Origin of the sequence: Vibrio sp. Vb339, from assembly GCF_902751245.1 — a bacterium.
Lineage (GTDB): Bacteria > Pseudomonadota > Gammaproteobacteria > Enterobacterales > Vibrionaceae > Vibrio > Vibrio coralliirubri.
Window position 1 is genome coordinate 244,788 of record NZ_CADDIS010000002.1, and the last position, 17,362, is coordinate 262,149.

20 protein-coding genes and 1 pseudogene are annotated in these 17,362 nt (G+C 43.1%); 14 read left to right on the forward strand and 7 right to left on the reverse strand.

Annotated elements, in window-relative coordinates:
* Nucleotides 1-98 precede the first annotated feature (98 nt).
* Nucleotides 99-1,469 carry an AAA family ATPase gene (locus tag HRQ85_RS09965; protein ID WP_172379513.1) on the forward strand — a complete coding sequence of 457 codons (1,371 nt, stop codon included), beginning with the start codon at nt 99-101 and terminating at the stop codon, nt 1,467-1,469.
* A 62-nt stretch (nt 1,470-1,531) separates the two neighbouring features.
* Nucleotides 1,532-2,074, forward strand: a complete 543-nt coding sequence (locus HRQ85_RS09970) for a hypothetical protein (RefSeq protein ID WP_172379514.1) — start codon at nt 1,532-1,534, stop codon at nt 2,072-2,074.
* A gap of 424 nt (nt 2,075-2,498) precedes the next feature.
* Here HRQ85_RS09970 and HRQ85_RS09975 read toward each other — a convergent pair.
* A pseudogene (locus HRQ85_RS09975) lies at nt 2,499-2,700 on the reverse strand (IS110 family transposase); the annotation flags it as partial.
* Between the two features lie 119 nt (nt 2,701-2,819).
* Between HRQ85_RS09975 and HRQ85_RS09980 the strand changes: the two are divergent.
* From HRQ85_RS09980 to HRQ85_RS10025, 10 genes are all read left to right on the forward strand, one after another.
* Nucleotides 2,820-3,518 (forward strand): hypothetical protein, encoded by a 699-nt coding sequence (locus HRQ85_RS09980; RefSeq protein WP_172379515.1) that lies wholly within the window; start codon nt 2,820-2,822, stop codon nt 3,516-3,518.
* A 94-nt stretch (nt 3,519-3,612) separates the two neighbouring features.
* Nucleotides 3,613-4,095, forward strand: coding sequence for an AAA family ATPase (locus HRQ85_RS09985; RefSeq protein ID WP_172379516.1), 483 nt, complete (start codon nt 3,613-3,615; stop codon nt 4,093-4,095).
* A gap of 207 nt (nt 4,096-4,302) precedes the next feature.
* The gene (locus HRQ85_RS09990; RefSeq protein ID WP_172379517.1) at nt 4,303-4,725 is read left to right on the forward strand and encodes a hypothetical protein; all 423 of its coding nucleotides are present in this window, start codon (nt 4,303-4,305) and stop codon (nt 4,723-4,725) included.
* Nucleotides 4,726-4,751: 26 nt separating this feature from the next.
* The gene (locus tag HRQ85_RS09995) at nt 4,752-5,204 is read left to right on the forward strand and encodes a hypothetical protein (protein ID WP_172379518.1); all 453 of its coding nucleotides are present in this window, start codon (nt 4,752-4,754) and stop codon (nt 5,202-5,204) included.
* Nucleotides 5,205-5,308: 104 nt separating this feature from the next.
* Nucleotides 5,309-5,713: a DUF1801 domain-containing protein gene (locus HRQ85_RS10000; protein ID WP_172379519.1), complete on the forward strand. Its 405-nt coding sequence runs from the start codon at nt 5,309-5,311 to the stop codon at nt 5,711-5,713.
* A 194-nt stretch (nt 5,714-5,907) separates the two neighbouring features.
* A complete protein-coding gene (locus HRQ85_RS10005) occupies nt 5,908-6,189 on the forward strand; it encodes a hypothetical protein (protein WP_172379520.1) in 282 nt (93 codons plus the stop codon).
* 90 nt (nt 6,190-6,279) lie between these two features.
* Nucleotides 6,280-6,738 (forward strand): GNAT family N-acetyltransferase, encoded by a 459-nt coding sequence (locus HRQ85_RS10010; RefSeq protein ID WP_172379521.1) that lies wholly within the window; start codon nt 6,280-6,282, stop codon nt 6,736-6,738.
* Between the two features lie 100 nt (nt 6,739-6,838).
* Entirely contained in the window at nt 6,839-7,354 is a 516-nt protein-coding gene (locus HRQ85_RS10015) for a GNAT family N-acetyltransferase (RefSeq protein WP_172379522.1), read from the forward strand.
* Nucleotides 7,355-7,546: 192 nt separating this feature from the next.
* Nucleotides 7,547-8,005: a GNAT family N-acetyltransferase gene (locus HRQ85_RS10020; RefSeq protein WP_172379523.1), complete on the forward strand. Its 459-nt coding sequence runs from the start codon at nt 7,547-7,549 to the stop codon at nt 8,003-8,005.
* Between the two features lie 44 nt (nt 8,006-8,049).
* Nucleotides 8,050-8,499: a DUF3291 domain-containing protein gene (locus HRQ85_RS10025; protein ID WP_172379524.1), complete on the forward strand. Its 450-nt coding sequence runs from the start codon at nt 8,050-8,052 to the stop codon at nt 8,497-8,499.
* Nucleotides 8,500-8,532: 33 nt separating this feature from the next.
* Here the strand turns inward: HRQ85_RS10025 and HRQ85_RS10030 are convergent, their stop codons facing one another.
* On the reverse strand, nt 8,533-8,856 hold the full coding sequence (locus tag HRQ85_RS10030) for a hypothetical protein (RefSeq protein WP_172379525.1): 324 nt from the start codon (nt 8,854-8,856) through the stop codon (nt 8,533-8,535).
* A gap of 164 nt (nt 8,857-9,020) precedes the next feature.
* On the opposite strand from HRQ85_RS10030, the gene HRQ85_RS10035 reads away from it, so the two are divergent.
* Nucleotides 9,021-9,353 carry a YnfA family protein gene (locus tag HRQ85_RS10035; protein WP_172379526.1) on the forward strand — a complete coding sequence of 111 codons (333 nt, stop codon included), beginning with the start codon at nt 9,021-9,023 and terminating at the stop codon, nt 9,351-9,353.
* Nucleotides 9,354-9,387: 34 nt separating this feature from the next.
* Nucleotides 9,388-9,603: a DUF6434 domain-containing protein gene (locus HRQ85_RS10040; protein WP_172379527.1), complete on the forward strand. Its 216-nt coding sequence runs from the start codon at nt 9,388-9,390 to the stop codon at nt 9,601-9,603.
* Nucleotides 9,604-9,733: 130 nt separating this feature from the next.
* On the opposite strand, the gene HRQ85_RS10045 is transcribed toward HRQ85_RS10040, so the two are convergent.
* The 5 genes from HRQ85_RS10045 to HRQ85_RS10065 all read right to left on the reverse strand — a co-directional run bounded on the left by HRQ85_RS10045 (nt 9,734) and on the right by HRQ85_RS10065 (nt 17,362).
* Nucleotides 9,734-11,242: an efflux transporter outer membrane subunit gene (locus HRQ85_RS10045; RefSeq protein ID WP_172379528.1), complete on the reverse strand. Its 1,509-nt coding sequence runs from the start codon at nt 11,240-11,242 to the stop codon at nt 9,734-9,736.
* Nucleotides 11,243-11,244: 2 nt separating this feature from the next.
* Entirely contained in the window at nt 11,245-14,364 is a 3,120-nt protein-coding gene (locus HRQ85_RS10050; RefSeq protein WP_172380052.1) for an efflux RND transporter permease subunit, read from the reverse strand.
* A gap of 10 nt (nt 14,365-14,374) precedes the next feature.
* Nucleotides 14,375-15,508 (reverse strand): efflux RND transporter periplasmic adaptor subunit, encoded by a 1,134-nt coding sequence (locus HRQ85_RS10055; protein ID WP_172379529.1) that lies wholly within the window; start codon nt 15,506-15,508, stop codon nt 14,375-14,377.
* 99 nt (nt 15,509-15,607) lie between these two features.
* Complete coding sequence (locus HRQ85_RS10060) at nt 15,608-16,486, reverse strand: LysR family transcriptional regulator (RefSeq protein WP_172379530.1); 879 nt, start codon at nt 16,484-16,486, stop codon at nt 15,608-15,610.
* Nucleotides 16,487-16,702: 216 nt separating this feature from the next.
* On the reverse strand, nt 16,703-17,362 hold the full coding sequence (locus HRQ85_RS10065; protein WP_017063903.1) for a sugar transferase: 660 nt from the start codon (nt 17,360-17,362) through the stop codon (nt 16,703-16,705).

Genomic DNA, 17,362 nt, shown 5'->3' on the forward strand with positions numbered 1-17,362 from the left:
TCGGTATGGCGTTGCTCACACCTTAACAGGGCGTTAAACCTAAGTGTCTACCATATGCTATTGATTAGTAGTATGATTGCGAGAGCTAGGAGGATCATATGAAGTTTAGTTTTTCAAATATAGGTTTTATTGATGCTGGGGAAGTCGAACTTGGAGACTTTACAGTAATTTGTGGGCGGAATAATACCGGTAAAACTTATATCAGCCATAGTATTTATGGGCTTTTGAAGAAATGTAGCGTTACTAGGGTCAAAGTAGCGGGTCAAGAGGACATAGATAAACTGTTTAGTGACGGTGAATGCCATATTGCTATCCCTAATGTTGAAGAGATTCTTTCAAAAGTTTCCAAAGAGTTTTCACAAAAATCTTTGAAGGACGTATTTAATTCGGAAGAGAATACTTTTGATAAGAGCTCAGTATCTTTATCACTTGGCGAAATTTGTAATCAAAAGTTTTTCATACATGAGTCAGAAATTAGAGTAAAGTTGGGTGAGGAAGGCGATACTGAGCTTAGAATTAGTACTGAAAAAGACCAAAATACAATATATGTAAATTTGTTAAGTCCAACAGTATCAAGAGGTTTTGTTGAGTATGCGTTAGAAAGACACCTTTCCGAACTAATTTTGGATTCAGTTATTCCAAATTCTTTCGTAATTACATCCGAAAGAACTGGAGCTGCAATGTTCTATAAAGACCTTGATAGCCAAGCTCACTCATTTATAGACCATATAGTAAACTTAAAAGAAAATAAAAAAATAGATCCTTTGAAGTTTATGAAGGATATGAGGTCAAGGTATTCTCTTCCAATAAGAAGCAATATCGATAGTATTAGATATGCTTCGGAATCTATAAAGAATAGAAGTGAGATTATTACTGAAAAATTAAGCTCCGATCCTTTAGTTAAAAAGTTGAAGCAACTTGTAGGTGGTACCTTTAAAACTCAGAGTAACGGTATATTCTATGTTCCGAATAAAAAGAGAAATAGAGACCGAGTAGAAATACCTATTCATCTTACTTCATCTGCGACAAAATCATTATATCTGTTGGATCTATATGTTAGGCATATTGCTAAGAAAGGTGATGTGTTGATTATTGATGAGCCCGAGTTAAATTTACACCCAGATGCGCAGAGGCTTTTAGCTCAACTTTTGGTTAGGGTTGTTAACTCTGGAATAAAAGTAGTAGCGACGACTCATAGTGACCATTTACTAAGAGAGCTCAATACCTTATTGATGTTAAGTAATCCTGATATTGATGATGAAGAACTTGAAGAAGTTCTTCATAAGTACGATATTATGAAAGAAGATATAATGTCACCATCGAAAGTTCGGGCATATGTTAACTCTTCAACTAGCCATAAGATTTATGAAATGCCAGTGAATAAATTGGGTATTCAGCTGAAGCTTTTTAATGATGAAATAAATGAAGCGACGGGGCTATCGAAAGAGGTCTATTACTTAGTATCATGATTACTGTATTTAATAAGATATTTTGTAACTCTATAAAAATAGGTCTATCTGCCGGAAGGAAAGTGGCCGTTACAGAAAATTCAATTTCTGCAAGCTTGAAGAAAATTGACTTCAAGTTGTTTAAGAAGCATATTGATGATACTGGTATTAAAGACTCCATTTTTATTGAGTTAGATAAAGAAGATGAACCTTATCAAAAGTTGTCTTATTTTTTCTGCTCGGATGCCAAGCATGTTAATAAAAGAAGTGATCTTGTAGTCTATCATGAAAAAGAAGAGTATTTAGGTGTTCTAATATGTGACCTCAAGTCAAGTGCTGGAGGGTGTGTAGACGAAAGAGCAACCTTTCAATATATGAATTCGAGAAAGTTTTTGGATTATATCAATGGCTTAGCGTCCGAATACTATGAGAAAAATAAACGAGTTGAAATCTTTTATATCTCTTTTTTCCCAATGCTGCCAATGTCCGTTTCGAGTAACTTAGGTGAACATGAATTAGAACCTTTGCATACATATGAGCATGGTATAAATTCGTATGAAGTGAATATAAATGATAAGGGTGAAGCATTGGTTATCTGGGAAGAGGTTTTAGCGCGCTTACCTTAGGTTTAACAAAGCATTTTAGAGTGATTCCCAACGCTTGGCATTTTTAGTGCTAATCGTTGGGTTTTGTGTTTATGGTGGTATGGTTTAGTTTCGTGGTAGCGTTGCTCACTACTTCACGCGGCTACATGGATTCCCCCGGTTGTCAAACATCCGCTAACCTTATGTTGATAGGTTTTGGACTGCCGCTCTACATTCGGCCTACTTATCGACGATTCGCTTACGTCGTGGCCCTTATGACTTTGTGCGACTGCGGTGCCTTATTCGTTAGATGACATCTAGTGTGTCCGCCGCATTAACAGGCTCTCCGAAAGTGGTCTTAACCTATCTCCATCATTAGCGTCTGCAATGACCCGGTGGGTTTAACTCTTTATGCTGCCTAGGTTTCTACTTAAGCAACATAGTTTTCATATTCGGTTTGATTGTGTCAAAGCGACCATATAATTCGTGCGTTCTTCGCGGCAAGTGCCACTATCGCTCGGTTCAATTGCTCTCCGCTCTAGAACGCCCCGATACCACTGACTTAACTTATCTTGCTTGTCGTCAAGGTTGGCAATGACTGTCCTTGCCCCGTGAACTCATAGTGTTCGTAAGTATTTGTCGCCGTGTTTGGTTATTCGGACTAACTGGTATTAAGAAGCAGGATTTTTACCATTCGTTTTGTGTAACACTTTATTGATACCTCTTACTCAAAATAAAGGTAATCTTTATAATAAGTACTTCTAACTTATACACATTTAAGACATTTATGATTAAGCGTTTTGGTATTATTTTCGTTGTGGCATCAGTTGCTGGTTGTGCTGGCTCTCCCACATATCAACAACCTGTACCTCAGAAGTTCAGCTATCCTCCTTTGGATCGTGAGGTAACGGTTTCTTTAGGTGAGAATTTGCTGCGTCAGGGGTTAAGTATTGAAGTAAGAGCTATAGATGTATATAACGAGGTCTCGGTTTCATTGGCAACGTTAATGCCTAATAAATATATACAAACAGGTTATGTCGGAAACTCTAAAGACAGAGCCATTTTTGAACCCGTTGATGAAGGTAGTGCGTTTTCTGGAGCTTTTTCTTCGGCAATGTTTGTTGTAAATGAAAAATCCGAACTAGCTTGCCTATACGACCCTAGTATGGGGTTGCTGTTAGAGGCAACTGACTGTAGTAGCCTCGACAATGTGAAGGTTCAAGGCCGCATTTACGATAAACATATGTATGATTCAAGTGCATTTCAGCAAACTTTAATTTATACGGGGAAAATAGATAATCGTATTCGTTTTACCTATCGTGAATTTAGTGGAAACACAGCAAGAATGCCGTTCACCACTGACGTAGAGTACGATCTAAACGAAAGTCATTTTATTAGTTATCAAGGTGCAACGATTGAAGTGTTAGAAGCTAATAATCGCAGTATAACGTATAAAGTTAACAGTAATTTTAGGGATTACGATTAACGGAACTTTTCGAGTGATTCCTCAAGTGTGGCATTCCCAGTTAGTGTTTCGGCTAGATGTCTGCGTAAATCTACCTATAAGCAAAAGAGGAATCATGACTAAGATCTATTTCGTATGTGGCTTTATCGGTTCGGGTAAAACGACTTACTCTAAAGCACTTGCAGAAAAGCATGGCGCCTTTCGTTTCTCGATCGATGAGTGGATGATTCCTTTGTATGGCGAGCATATGGAGCGTGAAGTTTTTGATCGCCGGCTGGCTACGCTTCAAGGGTTATTCAAAGACTCTGCAATACAGCTGTTTTCCTTGGGTGTCCCGGTGATTTTTGACTTCGGTTTTTGGCGTAAATCAGACCGAGATTCTTTTACAAGTTGGGCATCAAACCTAGGCGTGGACAGCGAAGTTCACTACCTTGATGTCCCGTTTGAGACTTGTAAGGAGAGGGCATTCAGCCGTAACTCGGAACTCAATGGCAAGTCTTATGAAATGACACCTGAAATGTTAGATCTGTTTTGGTCTTGGTTTGAGGTTCCAACTTCAAACGAAAATGTTATTTGGGTTCAACAGGGCGCTCAATAAGGTATGCAGTCAGGCGCGAAGGTGAGTAGCCTTTTTGCTATCTAGCTTGTCTTCTAAGTCTCACGTTACATTGGGTTTGTGAAAGTCTGAGTTGTCCATCGAATAGTAGTGTAACAAGGGCATTTCTCCTGCCGTATTTTTGGTAATTAGTTCTTCCTGTCGATTATCGAATTTGTCCTAAACCCACTATTAAGACAGGGAACCCCAATGAATAGAACGCTATGGTTCGCACTCATTTCGCTTTTGTTTTCAATGGCAATGGTATTTTGTACATACAGTTATGGAACAGAGAGCCACGTTGAAGTAATCACACTCACTTTAGTACTGTCGGGCCCTCTGATTTTGACCTTTGCGCTTGTTGTCATCTTTTGTGGCGCACCTGTCATTAACAGGCACAAGTTACTTGGAACCGTCGCAATTTGTGTGCATGGATTTACAGCCTCACTGCATGTGCTGTGGAACGGTTTTATGTTTGTCGATGTGATTAATAAACAAGGCTTAGGTCCGGGACAAGGTTATTCTGGCTTGATACTTTGGGTTGGTAGTATCAAGGCAATGCTACTTGGTTTGGTTGTGGGAGTATCCCTGCATTACTTGCTACGATTATTTAGAAAGGCTGCAGTAAGATAACTGTTGGCTAGTTAGTGGGTTGTTCGTTGTCTATAGGAGTTGTCACTGTGTTTTATAGTAAGGAATTCAACAAGGGATTGCTGCTCATCCTTGTTGCGATAAGTGCTTTCATTGTCGTTACCTCTGATAATAACCCCGGGACATTAATCGCTCACGCCATCAATGGTTTAATTGCTTTGCTCTTTTTCTCCATGACCATTGAGGTCAAAGACAATGTACTAAGCTGGTATTTCGGCTTTGGTGTTTGGCGTAAGAATGTAGAAGTGTCAGACATTACAGAGACATCGTTCTATCAAAGCAAGTGGTATCAAGGTATTGGTATCCGAATGCTGAGCGATGGCTGGTTGTATAATGCATCGATAGGTTCCGCGTTGAAGTTAAGCCTAACCAATGGAAAGCATGTTTACATTGGTTGTAAGGATACAGACGGTCTAAAGCTGGTCTTGAAAACCGCTAACGAACAGATAACTCAAAAGTGATTTACGAGGCTTGGCATTTTTCGTTATAAATTGGGCTAATGTTTAAGGTTCTATGCTTTAAGTGAGCTGCACTTTAATATCACAACAACTGAATCGGAGGTTGAATGAACCAAGCAATTAAAACACATTTCGACGAGTATCCCGATGATGTTCGAGCTCGGCTTGACGAGTTGCGTTCATTAATCTTTGAGCTTTGCTCTGATTTGGATTTAGGTGAAGTCGAAGAGTCTCTGAAATGGGGCGAGCCGAGTTACAACGTTAAGACGGGCAGCCCAATTCGAATCGACTGGAAATTGAAATCACCAAACAACTATTACTTGTTCTTTAACTGTCAAACAAAGCTAATCGACACATTCAGAGAATTGCACGATGGCACACTGGCATTTCAAGGTAATCGGGCAATCGTCTTGAACCTAACAGAACCACTTCCCAAAGCACCAATCAAGCAGTGCTTAGAGTTAGCCTTAACTTATCAACAACGAAAACATCTACCGCTTCTTGGCGCGTAACTCTTACGCGCTGTCATTATATTTCTTAAACAGGTTTTCTGTGTTCTAGCTATCACTCTTTAAAGTGCTAAGACTGTACCATCTTGATTAGTATCAAAAGGCTAGGGAAACTCGATAACCAACGCTGATTGTATTACTTACCGTTTAAAAACGTGTTCTAGTCACCTTGTATTTCAGACTTAAAAGGAAGTTGTATGAATTTAGATAAAGCCAAGAAACGTATCGCAAAGCAGGTTAAGAAAGGCGACCACGGATACCCAAAAATCACGTTAGCGTATTACGGGGCGACCAAAGATCTCGCAACGGAAGTCGCAGTTCAATTTATGCTGGGTGAGGGCGATGGTGTTCAAGAAGAACGTTTTTCTTGTGAAACCGAAATCCGAGATAATGAACTGATCCAAACGACGTTACTCAAGATAATCGAACGCGCTAATGTGAACACTGTGATTGAAGTTGAAGGCGTGGCTGCTCTTTAGTTTGGTTCGTATCCGAGAGTTTATGAGTTGCCGTCGTTGCCTAAGTAATATGGTATTACATGGGTTAGTTAATTCAGGATATTTAGAGTAATGCACGTAAAAAAAGCAGAGCTTCATGAGCTAGATACCATTTATACAATGGGCTTCGATGTTTGGGGTGATGGATTGACGTTAGACAATTACTTAACAGGTTGTCGCAAAAGTAAAAAGTACTTATCTGGTACTTGGTATGTGTTAGTCGAGAAGGATAGAGTCGTGTCGTCTCTTATCGTTTACCGTGACATGTTTGGTCTTGCTAAGGGGTGTTTCGGTATTGGCTCTGTGGCTACCCCTCAAGCATTACGACACCAAGGCTATGCGTCTGAATTGATCAACTTGGTAAAAACGGAGTTATTCACTCGTCATACTTGTAAGGCTTTGTACCTACACAGCGACATCGAGCATGAATTTTATAATAGGCTTGGGTTTGTGAGCATAGTAGGCTCTGATTGTATGTATATTTCGAACGACTCTTCTGAGTTTGATGGACGAATACCAGATTACTTCTAGGTGTCAGTTTTACTTACAACAAGCCGTGTTGGTTTGAAAACACACCCAACGCGCGAACTCAGGTGTATAATCCACATTTTTATCGAACTAGGCAGGACACATGGCGATCTCGTTTGAAACTCAAAGACTAAAAGTAGAAGAAGTTGCAGGTGAACTTACTGTTCTTGAACGTTCGGCTCTGCTTGAGCGAGTACCTGATATTCTAACCCCATCAGTAGTTGAAAACCTTCCACCATACTTTCACGGTATTGTGTCAGGTGAGTTGGCTGAAATTTGGCTCGACCGAATGTTGTCAGAGAGCCGCTTACTTCAAGTGAAATCCCACGATAATCAATTAATTGGTTTTCTGTTCGCTTACGTAGAAGAGGAAAGTGATGCTCATATTGGCTACTTGCTTGCAGAAGAGTTCTGGGGCAAAGGTTTAGCGAGTGAGTTATTGCAGAGTTTCATCACAGAAGTCGCAAAAACGGAGTCATGGTCAACACTGATTGGTGGTGTCGATCGTTCAAACATCGCCTCTGCACACTTACTTAAGAATCTAGGTTTTGTTGAGCAAGCTTCTGATGAAAGTGCCGTGGTTTTCTATGAATATAAGCTTTCTCGTTTTAATTCTTAACTATTAATTCTGAGCTCTCAGTTCTTAATTTCTAATCCCTAACTCAAGCCATATCTGCGTTCTACATTCATTCCCAATGCTTAAGATCACCAGTTTGATTGAACTTTAGTGTTTACAGCACAAACTTTTAGGTAAAGTAGTCGCGTTGCCCACTATTGAGTGAAGCGTTATTCGCGAGAACAAGAAGGTTATATGGAAAATATTAGAAAAGCCCAAGCATCTGATTTAGCGTCAATCCAAGAGCTAGCGAGAGACACAATCAATGCGTGTTACCGTTCGTTTTTGGGCGATGAAGGCGTGGATTGGTTCATCAACAGTGGTGAGTCTGATAAAGAAGTTGAGAAACAACTCTCAAATTGTGTCGTACTTGAATCAAATAATCAGATTCAAGGTTATTGTGCGTTTGAAAATGACTTCGTACATATCTTAATGGTTTCCCCGAACATTCAACGTTCTGGTTTTGGTGCGACTCTTCTCAAGTATGTTGAGAACGAGATGAGCACATTGGGTCATGAACATTATCGTATTGAAACATTCAAAGGTAATGAGCAAGCGATTCAGTTTTATCTGAAAAATGGTTGGTCGATTGATAGGGAAGAAACCGACGAAGAGTTTGGATTTGTTAGGGTTTACTTGAGTAAGAACGCCTAACAAAACGTCGCTTATTACTCATAATTTATCAAGGAAGAAACGTTATGAAATTAGCTCAGTTGAATATCGCTCTGGCAAAATACCCGTTAGATGCGCCAGAAATCAAAGAGTTTGTCGATAACTTAGAGTTGGTTAATGGAATCGCAGAAAGCAGTGAAGGGTTCGTTTGGCGTCTGAAAGATGAATCTGGTGACGCCACCAACATCCAAGCTTTCGATGATCCTAATATGATTGTGAACATGTCGGTGTGGGACTCTGTGGATTCGTTAAAGAACTTCATGTTCCGCACACATCACCGTGATTTCATGCGCAGAAAAGGAGACTGGTTTCATCGTTTACCTGAAGATACTTATGTTCTTTGGTGGATCGAAGAAGACCATATTCCCACACTCGAAGAAGCGATAGAGCGACTTAAACACCTCCGAGAAAACGGTGATTCGCCGCATGCCTTCACTTTTAAAACCAATTTTACAGCATCAGAAGCGCCAAAATAGCGTTTATCCAACCAACGTTATGTTCCATTGAAACTAAAACAGGGGCATCTGTGGTGTGTGGGAGCTGTTGACGTTGGATGGATCATCGACAGCTTGATAGTATTCAACCCAAACCTTATTGCTTCTAGGGAACTCTCGTTTCAAAACTTTCTTAACGTGTTTTCGAGTGCTTGCTACATCACCAGTAAATGTATGGTTGTGGTAACCCGTTTCAATGATCTTAAACTGTGTGTCACCAAGGCAATAAAGCAGAAAACCACGGTCTCTTTTGTAGGTTTTAAAGTGCACGGCTTCTTTAGGTTGTAAGCACTTCAGATGCTTTTCGACTAACGTTAGTACTTGGGATATATGAATCATTTTTCGCTCACTCTTGTAGTGAATGAGACAAGTTTATCAAACAGACAAACTCTGGAAATATCAATAAATACTGAACATGCGTTTAGTGAAGGCTTGGTTTTAATGGGCTAACAAAGCCTAAGAATTAACAGTGTACTCTGCATTTAAACAGATAAAGGTAAGTTGTGATTGAATTTAAAACGGTCGGTCTTTTTGTACTGACGGCGGTGGCCGAGATTGTAGGGTGTTATCTACCTTATCTTTGGTTGAGAGAAGACAAGAGCATTTGGTTATTGATTCCTGCTGCGATAAGCCTGGCGTTGTTTGCTTGGTTATTGACGCTTCATCCTACCGCGACAGGGCGTGTTTATGCGGCCTATGGCGGTGTGTATATTTCTGTTGCCCTAATATGGCTGTGGCTTGTTGATGGCGAAAGGCCGACAACGTGGGATCTGGTTGGTGGCTCAGTTGCACTACTCGGTATGGCGATTATTATGTTTGGTCCTCGAAACGCGTAGTGCATGCATTGAGATGACAAGAAGAGAATAGACCATGGAAAAGGTTGATTGGCACAAGAATCAGATTGATGACAGTACCGTCATAACGGACAGCTATAAAACGACTCAGAACGTGCGTCGATATTTTAAGTTCGTGCTTGGCGAAGAGTTTAAATTTGACCGTGATTTTATGCAGTGGATGAACAATGCGACAGGTTTGACTATGGGTGATGCCTTACAAGAGTGGGCGAAGCGTAATGATATAAAGTAATGGATTATCTTGCTGGTAAACTTATTTACCAGCTAACCAGCTAACCAGTTCACAAAAATACCGCCGTAATCAACGGCGGTATTTTTTTACGCTTATTACATCATTCAGCAGATAACGAATAGCAGCGAGCCTAGTTAACTTGGGCTAATTCAACGCTCTGTGTTTCATCAGCTACTTTCCAATCACCACCTAACGCTTTATATACCGCAATCGTGGTGTTGGCGGTTTGAAGCTTGGCGGCCACTTGGCGATCTTGCATCGCTTTTTGTTGTCTTTGTGCGTCTAACACCGACAAGTAATCGACTAGGCCGGCTTTATAGAGTGACTTTGCTTTGCTCACTGCATTATCGACGGCGAGGGTGGCTTCATCGATGCGCTTTTGGTTCTCTTGGCTACGGCCATAGGCAAACAAGCTTGAATCGACTTCTGCAAAGGCGCTGTCTACTGAGTGTTGGTAGTTAAGTGCTGCAGAACGGAACCTTGCTTCGTTCATTTCCACCATGGCTTCACCTCGGCCACCATCGAACACATTCCAACTGATGCCTGCAGAGGCCGCCCAACCGAACGAGTCGCTACTGAATAGGTCATCAAAACTTCCTGCCGTCAGACCTGGTGTGCCCGTTAGGAAGAACTTTGGATAGCGATTGGCAATGCTTGCGCCGAGTTCTTCATTAATGGCTGCCATTTCACGCTCTGCTATTCGGATGTCTGGGCGTTGTTCTAACAAGTCAGAAGGTAAGCCTGTCGGAATCACATCGTTCATTCGCGGCAATGTAAATTCACCCGCTAAACGTTGGTTCACGTTCGTAAGCGACTCGCCTAATAAGACTGCCATACGTTGTTTGTGGACTTGCTCTGCTATTTCGAGTTGAGGAACAATGGATTCAGTCGCGGCAAGCATGGCTTTGGCTTGATCAAGGTCTAACTCAGATCCGTAGCCGCTGCGAACAACTTTGGTGACCAGTTCTAAAGTCTGCTTTTGGTCGGCAATGTTCTCTAGTGCGATCGCTTTTCGTTCTTGAGCGCCACGATATTGCAGGTAGTTGTGAATGACATCGGCGGTGATCAAGGTATTCAAACCCGATTGAAAGATCTCGGCTTGTTCCACTCGAATTGTTGCTGCGTTGGATTGCTTATCGATACGTCCAAACAAGTCCATTTCCCATGCGATGCTCGCGCCTAAGAACCCACCATCGTGTTGCGCTTCCAATAACGACATGCCCGTCGCTGATTCAACCGCATCAGAAGCGCCAAATACCGGGCCGAGTAGGGAGTCGTTCTCGCTCAATTGGTAGTTGTAATAACCGCCACCGACATTGATTGTCGGAACTTTGAATGATTCAACAACGCTTTTGTATGAGTTCGCCATGTTGATTCGCTCGGCGGCCAATTTAAGTGGGATGTTTTGGTTTTGAACATCGGCCACTAACTGATTGAGCGTCGGGTCATTGAACTGTGTCCACCAATGATTGTACTGTTCGTTTTGGTTCACGCTGTCTTGGTTTACATCACCTTGGCTATATAAGAAAGTCTCAGCCATGGTCGTTTGTGGCTCTTCGTAATCGGGGCCAACCGCACAACCTGTCAGCAACAAGGCGAGAGCAATAGGAGCCACTTTAAACTTCGTTAATGGATACATGTTTATTGCTCCTTGTTGAATGAGGTTGTAGTGCCGTTGTTTGTAGACTGAGGTGTTGCATCAAGCACGAACACTGCGTCTTTAATGGCTTCAGCCACTGTCTTTTTCTCTTCAGTTCGATAGAAAAGCTTGTACAGCGCAGGCATTACAAACAGAGACAACACAGTTGCTGCAGCCAAACCACCGATAATGGTTGCCGCCATCTGGTCAAATAGCAGGTCACTAAGTAGCGGGATCATGCCAAGTGCTGTGGTGAGCGCGCCCATTGAGATCGCCATTGTGCGGTTCACGGTTGCTTCTTTGATTGCATCAGACAGTGAGCGACCGTTTTTACGTTCAAGCTCGATTTGGTCCATCAATACAATGCCGTTCTTGATGATCATACCGGTCAAGGTTACCGCGCCAATCAATGCCATGAATCCGAATGGTTTATCCAACAGCAATAAGCTGAATGTTGCACCCGTTGCCGCAAGCGGTAGGGTGGTGAAGATGATGACTGGCTGTTTGAAGCCGTTAAACATCGCCACTAAGATAATCACCATCAACAGCATTGCTTTAGGTAGCTGCTTAAGAATATCGCTGACGGCTTTGTGCTCGTCGTAATATTCGCCGCCCCATTCCAAGTGGTAACCATCTGGAAGGTGGATGGATTCAATTTGCTCTTTAACCGAGTTTCTTACCGCTGCAGGAGTGGTGTAACGACCAACGCCAGCTTGTGCAGTGATGGTTTTTACACGGTCACGACGCCAAATCATGGTCTCTTCACTGGTCAGCTCAAAGCCATCAATGACTTGACCCAGTGGAACGCTGTGAATGCCTAACAGAGAGCGAACCGGCAGCGTTTCTAGCGACTGAATTGAGCTTTCTGTGCCACGCAGTTGAATCGTCACCAGTTCGTCGTTTAAGTTCATACGACCCAGTGGCATGCCTTCTGACGCGCGTTTCATCGCGAATGCAATGTCGGCACGGTTAATACCGGCTAGGCGCATCTTGTCTTGGTTGATGACAGGTTCTAGAACTTTGCTCTTTTGTCGCCAGTCGTCACGCACGTATTTGGTGTCTGGATGACGAGCAAAGATCGCTTTAGCTTGCTCTGATAAGCCGTGAAGCACCTCGACATCTGGGCCGGAGAAACGCGCTTCAACACTGAATTTATCGGCAGTCGCCAGTTTTAAGCTTCTAAAACGAGGATCGGCGTTTGGAAACTCTTCCATTAACCATTTGTCACCACGCGCAATCAGCGGGCTGAGTGACGGGAAATCGGTAGCGTTAATCAAGATCTGACCATAAGCAGGGTCAAACGGTTCTGGTTCAATGGTTACTGAGAAGCGAGGAGCTCCAGCGCCAACGTATGTTGAGATACTCTCGACTTCCGGCTGTTCTAACAACCACTGTTCGATGCGCTTCATGTCCTCTGAGGTTTGTTCAACCTTGGCACCATTCGGTAGCCAGTAATCTAGAAACAGGATGGGCCTGTCGGCTTGTGGAATGAAGTTAACCGCGATGCTCGGCACAGCCAATGCCGTCACTAATATCAACGGAATAAGGCCCGTCAGTGCTTTGAGTGGGTTATCTACCGTCCAGTTTACACTCTTACGGTATAAGCTCACTTTGGTGTTGTCAGCTTGTTTGCTTGGCTTTATAAAGAACCAACACATTAAGGCTGTGAAGGTCATAGCGACGAGCCAAGACAATAACAACGAAGAGGCGATGATAAGGAATACCGAGCTTGCGAACTCAGCCGCATCGGTTTTTGAAAAGATAACAGGGCTTGCACCCATGATAGCAATAACTGTCGCGCCAAAGAGTGGTGTTGCTGTCTCTTTAACAGAATCAATTGCGGCTTTGGTACGGTCGACACCTTTGTTGATTTTCACAATCATCATATCGGTGATGACAATGGCGTTATCCACCAACATGCCGAGCGCAAGAATGAACGTACCTAGCGAAACTCGGTGTAAGTCAATTGACGCGATGTTCATGTAGATAAGCGTCAGCAAGATAGTCAGCAGTAAGCTTGAACCGACGATGGTAGCGCTTTTTAGTCCCATGAATATCGATAGGACGATGAACACAATCGCGACACTTTCAAGTAAGTTTTGTACGAAGTTATCGATCGATTTCTGAACTTCTTCAGGCTGGTTTGCTACCGTCGAGATATCAACGCCTAACGGCAGAGTTGCTTGGAAATCGCTGACGATCTGATTGATTTCATCGCCAAGCGATACCACGTTAACGCCGGTCACTGGGCTCATCGCTAGCGTGACCGCAGGTACGCCGTTGTAGCGGTTTTCCGTCATCATTGGTTCTTGGTAGCCCATGGTGATGTCTGCGATATCGCCCAAACGGATTAAGCTGGTTCCGAATTCACTCACGCCGCCTTTAATCATCAGGTTTTTGATGTCGTCTAATGAACCAAACTCGCTCGACTGTTGAACGCGAATGCGTTCAGTGCCCGCTGAAAATTTGCCCGCATCAAAGGCCATGTTCTGAGTATTAAGCTGTGACCAAACTTGTGTGATAGATAAACCGTATTGCGCCAACCTTTCATCTGGAATATCGATATGAACAACACGTGGCTGAACACCGTGTAACTCAATCTTTTTAATGCCATCGACGGTTTTAATTCTACGTTGAAGTTCTTCGGCGTAACGTCTTAGCTCAGCAGACGAAGCATCCTTACTGTGGATAGAGAAAAGCATGCCGTAGACTTCAGAAAACTCATCCTGCACGACACTGATCTGCGCCGTCGAAGGCAGTAACAGCTTCATGTCTGACACTTTACGACGCAACAAGTCCCACTCTTGTGGTAGTGCTTTTGAATTAAGAGACTCTTTAAGGTCAACAAACACCATCGACATGCCCGGACGAGACAGTGAACGCAGTCGGTTCAATGACCCCATCTCTTGCAGTTTAGTTTCAACGGTATCGGTGACTTGTTGCTCCACTTCTTCTGCAGAAGCGCCGGGGTAGAGTGTCACTACAACGGCCGTTTTAATGGTGAAACTTGGGTCTTCGAGCTTGCCAAGATCAAAGTAAGAAAACAGGCCCGCGATAACACTCAATGCAGTGAAAAACAGGATGAAGGTGCGTTGTTTGATCGCAAAATCAGCTAGATTCATCATGATTTACCTACAGGCTCTTAACTTGAATATCAGAGAAGTGTTGGCCTTCCATGACGTACTGAGCACCACTTACCACAACGAAGTCGCGATCGCTAAGCGTAGATTCAACACACACGGTATTTTGAGACATCGAAACCACGTCCACAGTCACGCCATGCGCTTGTTCGTTTTGAACGGTGAATACTTGCTCGATACCCGATTGGTTGACGATCGCGGAATACGGTAAGCAGAAATTATCGGTTGGTTCGCCAAGTTGAGTCGTCAGTGTGACGGCTTTGCCCGGTAACACAGATTTGTCGGCTGACTCTACATGGTAAGTCACCGCGTAGGTCTGCTTAATAGGGTGAGGAGACGTGGCAATTTCAGTGGCGTGCCCAATCAGTTTTTCCTCTGAGCCATACCAATTGATACCAGCGGTTTGATTCGGTTGGAATTCATGAATCAAGTTTTCTGGGACTTGGATTTTAACTTCAAGCTGATCAGGGTTGTGGATGGTGAAAACTGAAATACCCGGCAGGACTTGTTCAAACTGATCGAAGTTAGATGCCGCGACCACGCCGTCGAATGGCGCAAGCAGTTGGGTATAACGAATCGAATCTTTTGCGCGGCGTATGTTTTGCTCAACCACTTTAACCGCGGCTTCACTTCTTTCATAACCGCTGATTGCGCGGTCCAGATTAACATCAGCAATCGCGTTGTCAGCAATGGCTTGTTTCACTCGAGCAAGTTCAGCCTTAGCTAGCTTGTGTGCGGATTTTGCTTCAAGAGAACGAGCTTGCAACTCTTCCAACGCCACTTGGTAATCGTGCGGGTCGAGTTGTGCCAATGGTTGGCCTTTCTTAACTGTATCGCCAACAGAGACCATCATGTTTTGAATGGTGCCAGGCACACGAAACGCGACGCCAGCCGTTTCTGATGACTGCAATTTGCCCGTGAACGATTTTTCAACTTGATGAGAGAGAGGCTCAAGTTGAATAACTTGAATCGGACGCGTTTGTTTTTGAGCTGTCGTCGCCTCAGAGTCATTACAGCCAAACAGAGCAGTTAAGCTTAGTGCAATGACTGTGTATTTGAAGATAGGTGTCTGTTGAAAGATAGACGAACGCTGCAAAACAGATGAATGTTGAGATATAGGCTTCATGGATTACTCCTGTCAATTTATGGAGCAATTCTATCTTTCAGTTTTGTTTAGATAATCTAGTCTATTCGCGAAACACTGTCATGATATTCGTTACAATAACTAAAGATTTGGAAGTTCTTGTAATAGAAAATCAATCAAAAGTTGAGCAGAATGACTCAGCGCTTTGCGTTGCGGGTAGAGTAGCCATGCTTCTTCTTTTTGAAGGTTCTGGTCAGGGAACAGGTTAATCAAAGTTCCGTCTTTGAGTTGTTGTCGTACCAAGAGTTCCGGCAGTAATGCGATGCCTCTGTGACGTGTCGCACCGCCGATCACGAAGCCGATACTGTCACTCACCACCGAAGGTTCGACCTTGATGATGTGGTCTTTGATGTCCCATTGCTTGTCGATGTCACCACTTGGCCATCGAAAGCACACAAAGGGGTAGTTGGTGATTTCTCTTAAGCTTGAAGGCGTGCCTTCTTTCTCTAGAAACTCAGGGCTGGCGACAAAAACACGCTGTAAAGTCATAACTTTGCGCGCCACTACATTAGCATCACTCAACGTACCACCGTGCATCGCCAGATCTAACCCTTGTCGGTACATATCGACAAAACCATTACTGACCGTACGAATATCAAGCTCGATCTTTGGGTACATATCTTGGAATTTAAACAACGTCGATTGCATGATGTCGCTGGTTTCTGGCAGCAGCCCAATCTTAACTTGCCCGTGTGCAACTTCTGATAGGTTGGAGGCGATATGGTTCGCTTTGTCGAGCGCACTTAACGCAGTGAGGAGCTCTTTATAATAAAGCTCACCAGATTTCGTTAAGGAAAGGCTGCGCGTGGTTCTAAAGAACAGTTGAATGCCAAGAGATTTCTCAAGGTCGTTTATTCTGCGGCTAACATTAGCGCGGGGAAGGTCAAGTGCATTTGCAGCGGCAGTAAAACTACCCAGTTCGACAACGGTGGTAAACAGCTTAAGATCTTCGATTTTCATAACAACGGCATTTAATCGTTTTTAGAACAGTATGTTGGCATCGTATACCAATTGGATTTTAAAATCGAAGCGTTCTTTAATTTGGCTTGTTTGAGGCAACAAAAAGCCAGCCGATAAATGATTATCAAAGCTGGCTTTGTGTCCACATCGGACAAGACTGCTCTATTTTACACCTTGGACTAAGCAGGTTGCTCTTTCACCTTAGACCATACTGGTTTAGCGACCTCGACCATCTACCATTACGATGATGGTTTTAGAAATGATGCTTAGATCAGCGGCAATCCAAGACTTAACAGAACATAGGCTTAGCGCGTAACTGTGGTCAAAACCTACTTTACGACGTACATCATCAATGCAGGTGTCGTAACCTTGATTCACTTGTGCAAGCCCTGTAATACCAGGCATTACACCGTATGTACGGTCAGCAAAGTAAGGGATTTCGTTCTCTAGTTTGGTGTAAAAAGTAGGGCGTTCAGGGCGTGGGCCAATTAGAGACATTTCACCTTTCAGTACATTGATCAGTTGTGGCAGTTCATCAAGACGTGTCTTTCTCAAAAAGCGGCCAACAGGCGTGATTCGTGGGTCATTCGCAGTAGCCCAAACGGCACCAGAGCGAGTTTCTGCATCTTCATACATGCTACGGAACTTCATGATCTCAAAGATTTCCATTTTCTCCGGTGTCGATTTACCAACACGCAGTTGACGGTAGAAAATAGGGCCACGAGAAGTGAGTGCAATCGCCATCGCAATCAACGGAAATACGGGCGCTAGCAAAATCAAAGCAATCAGTGAGCTTACGAAATCGAAAGTACGTTTAGCACGTGAGATTTTGTATTGGTATAGGTTTTGGGTAGATAGTTGTTCAATGTTCATCAT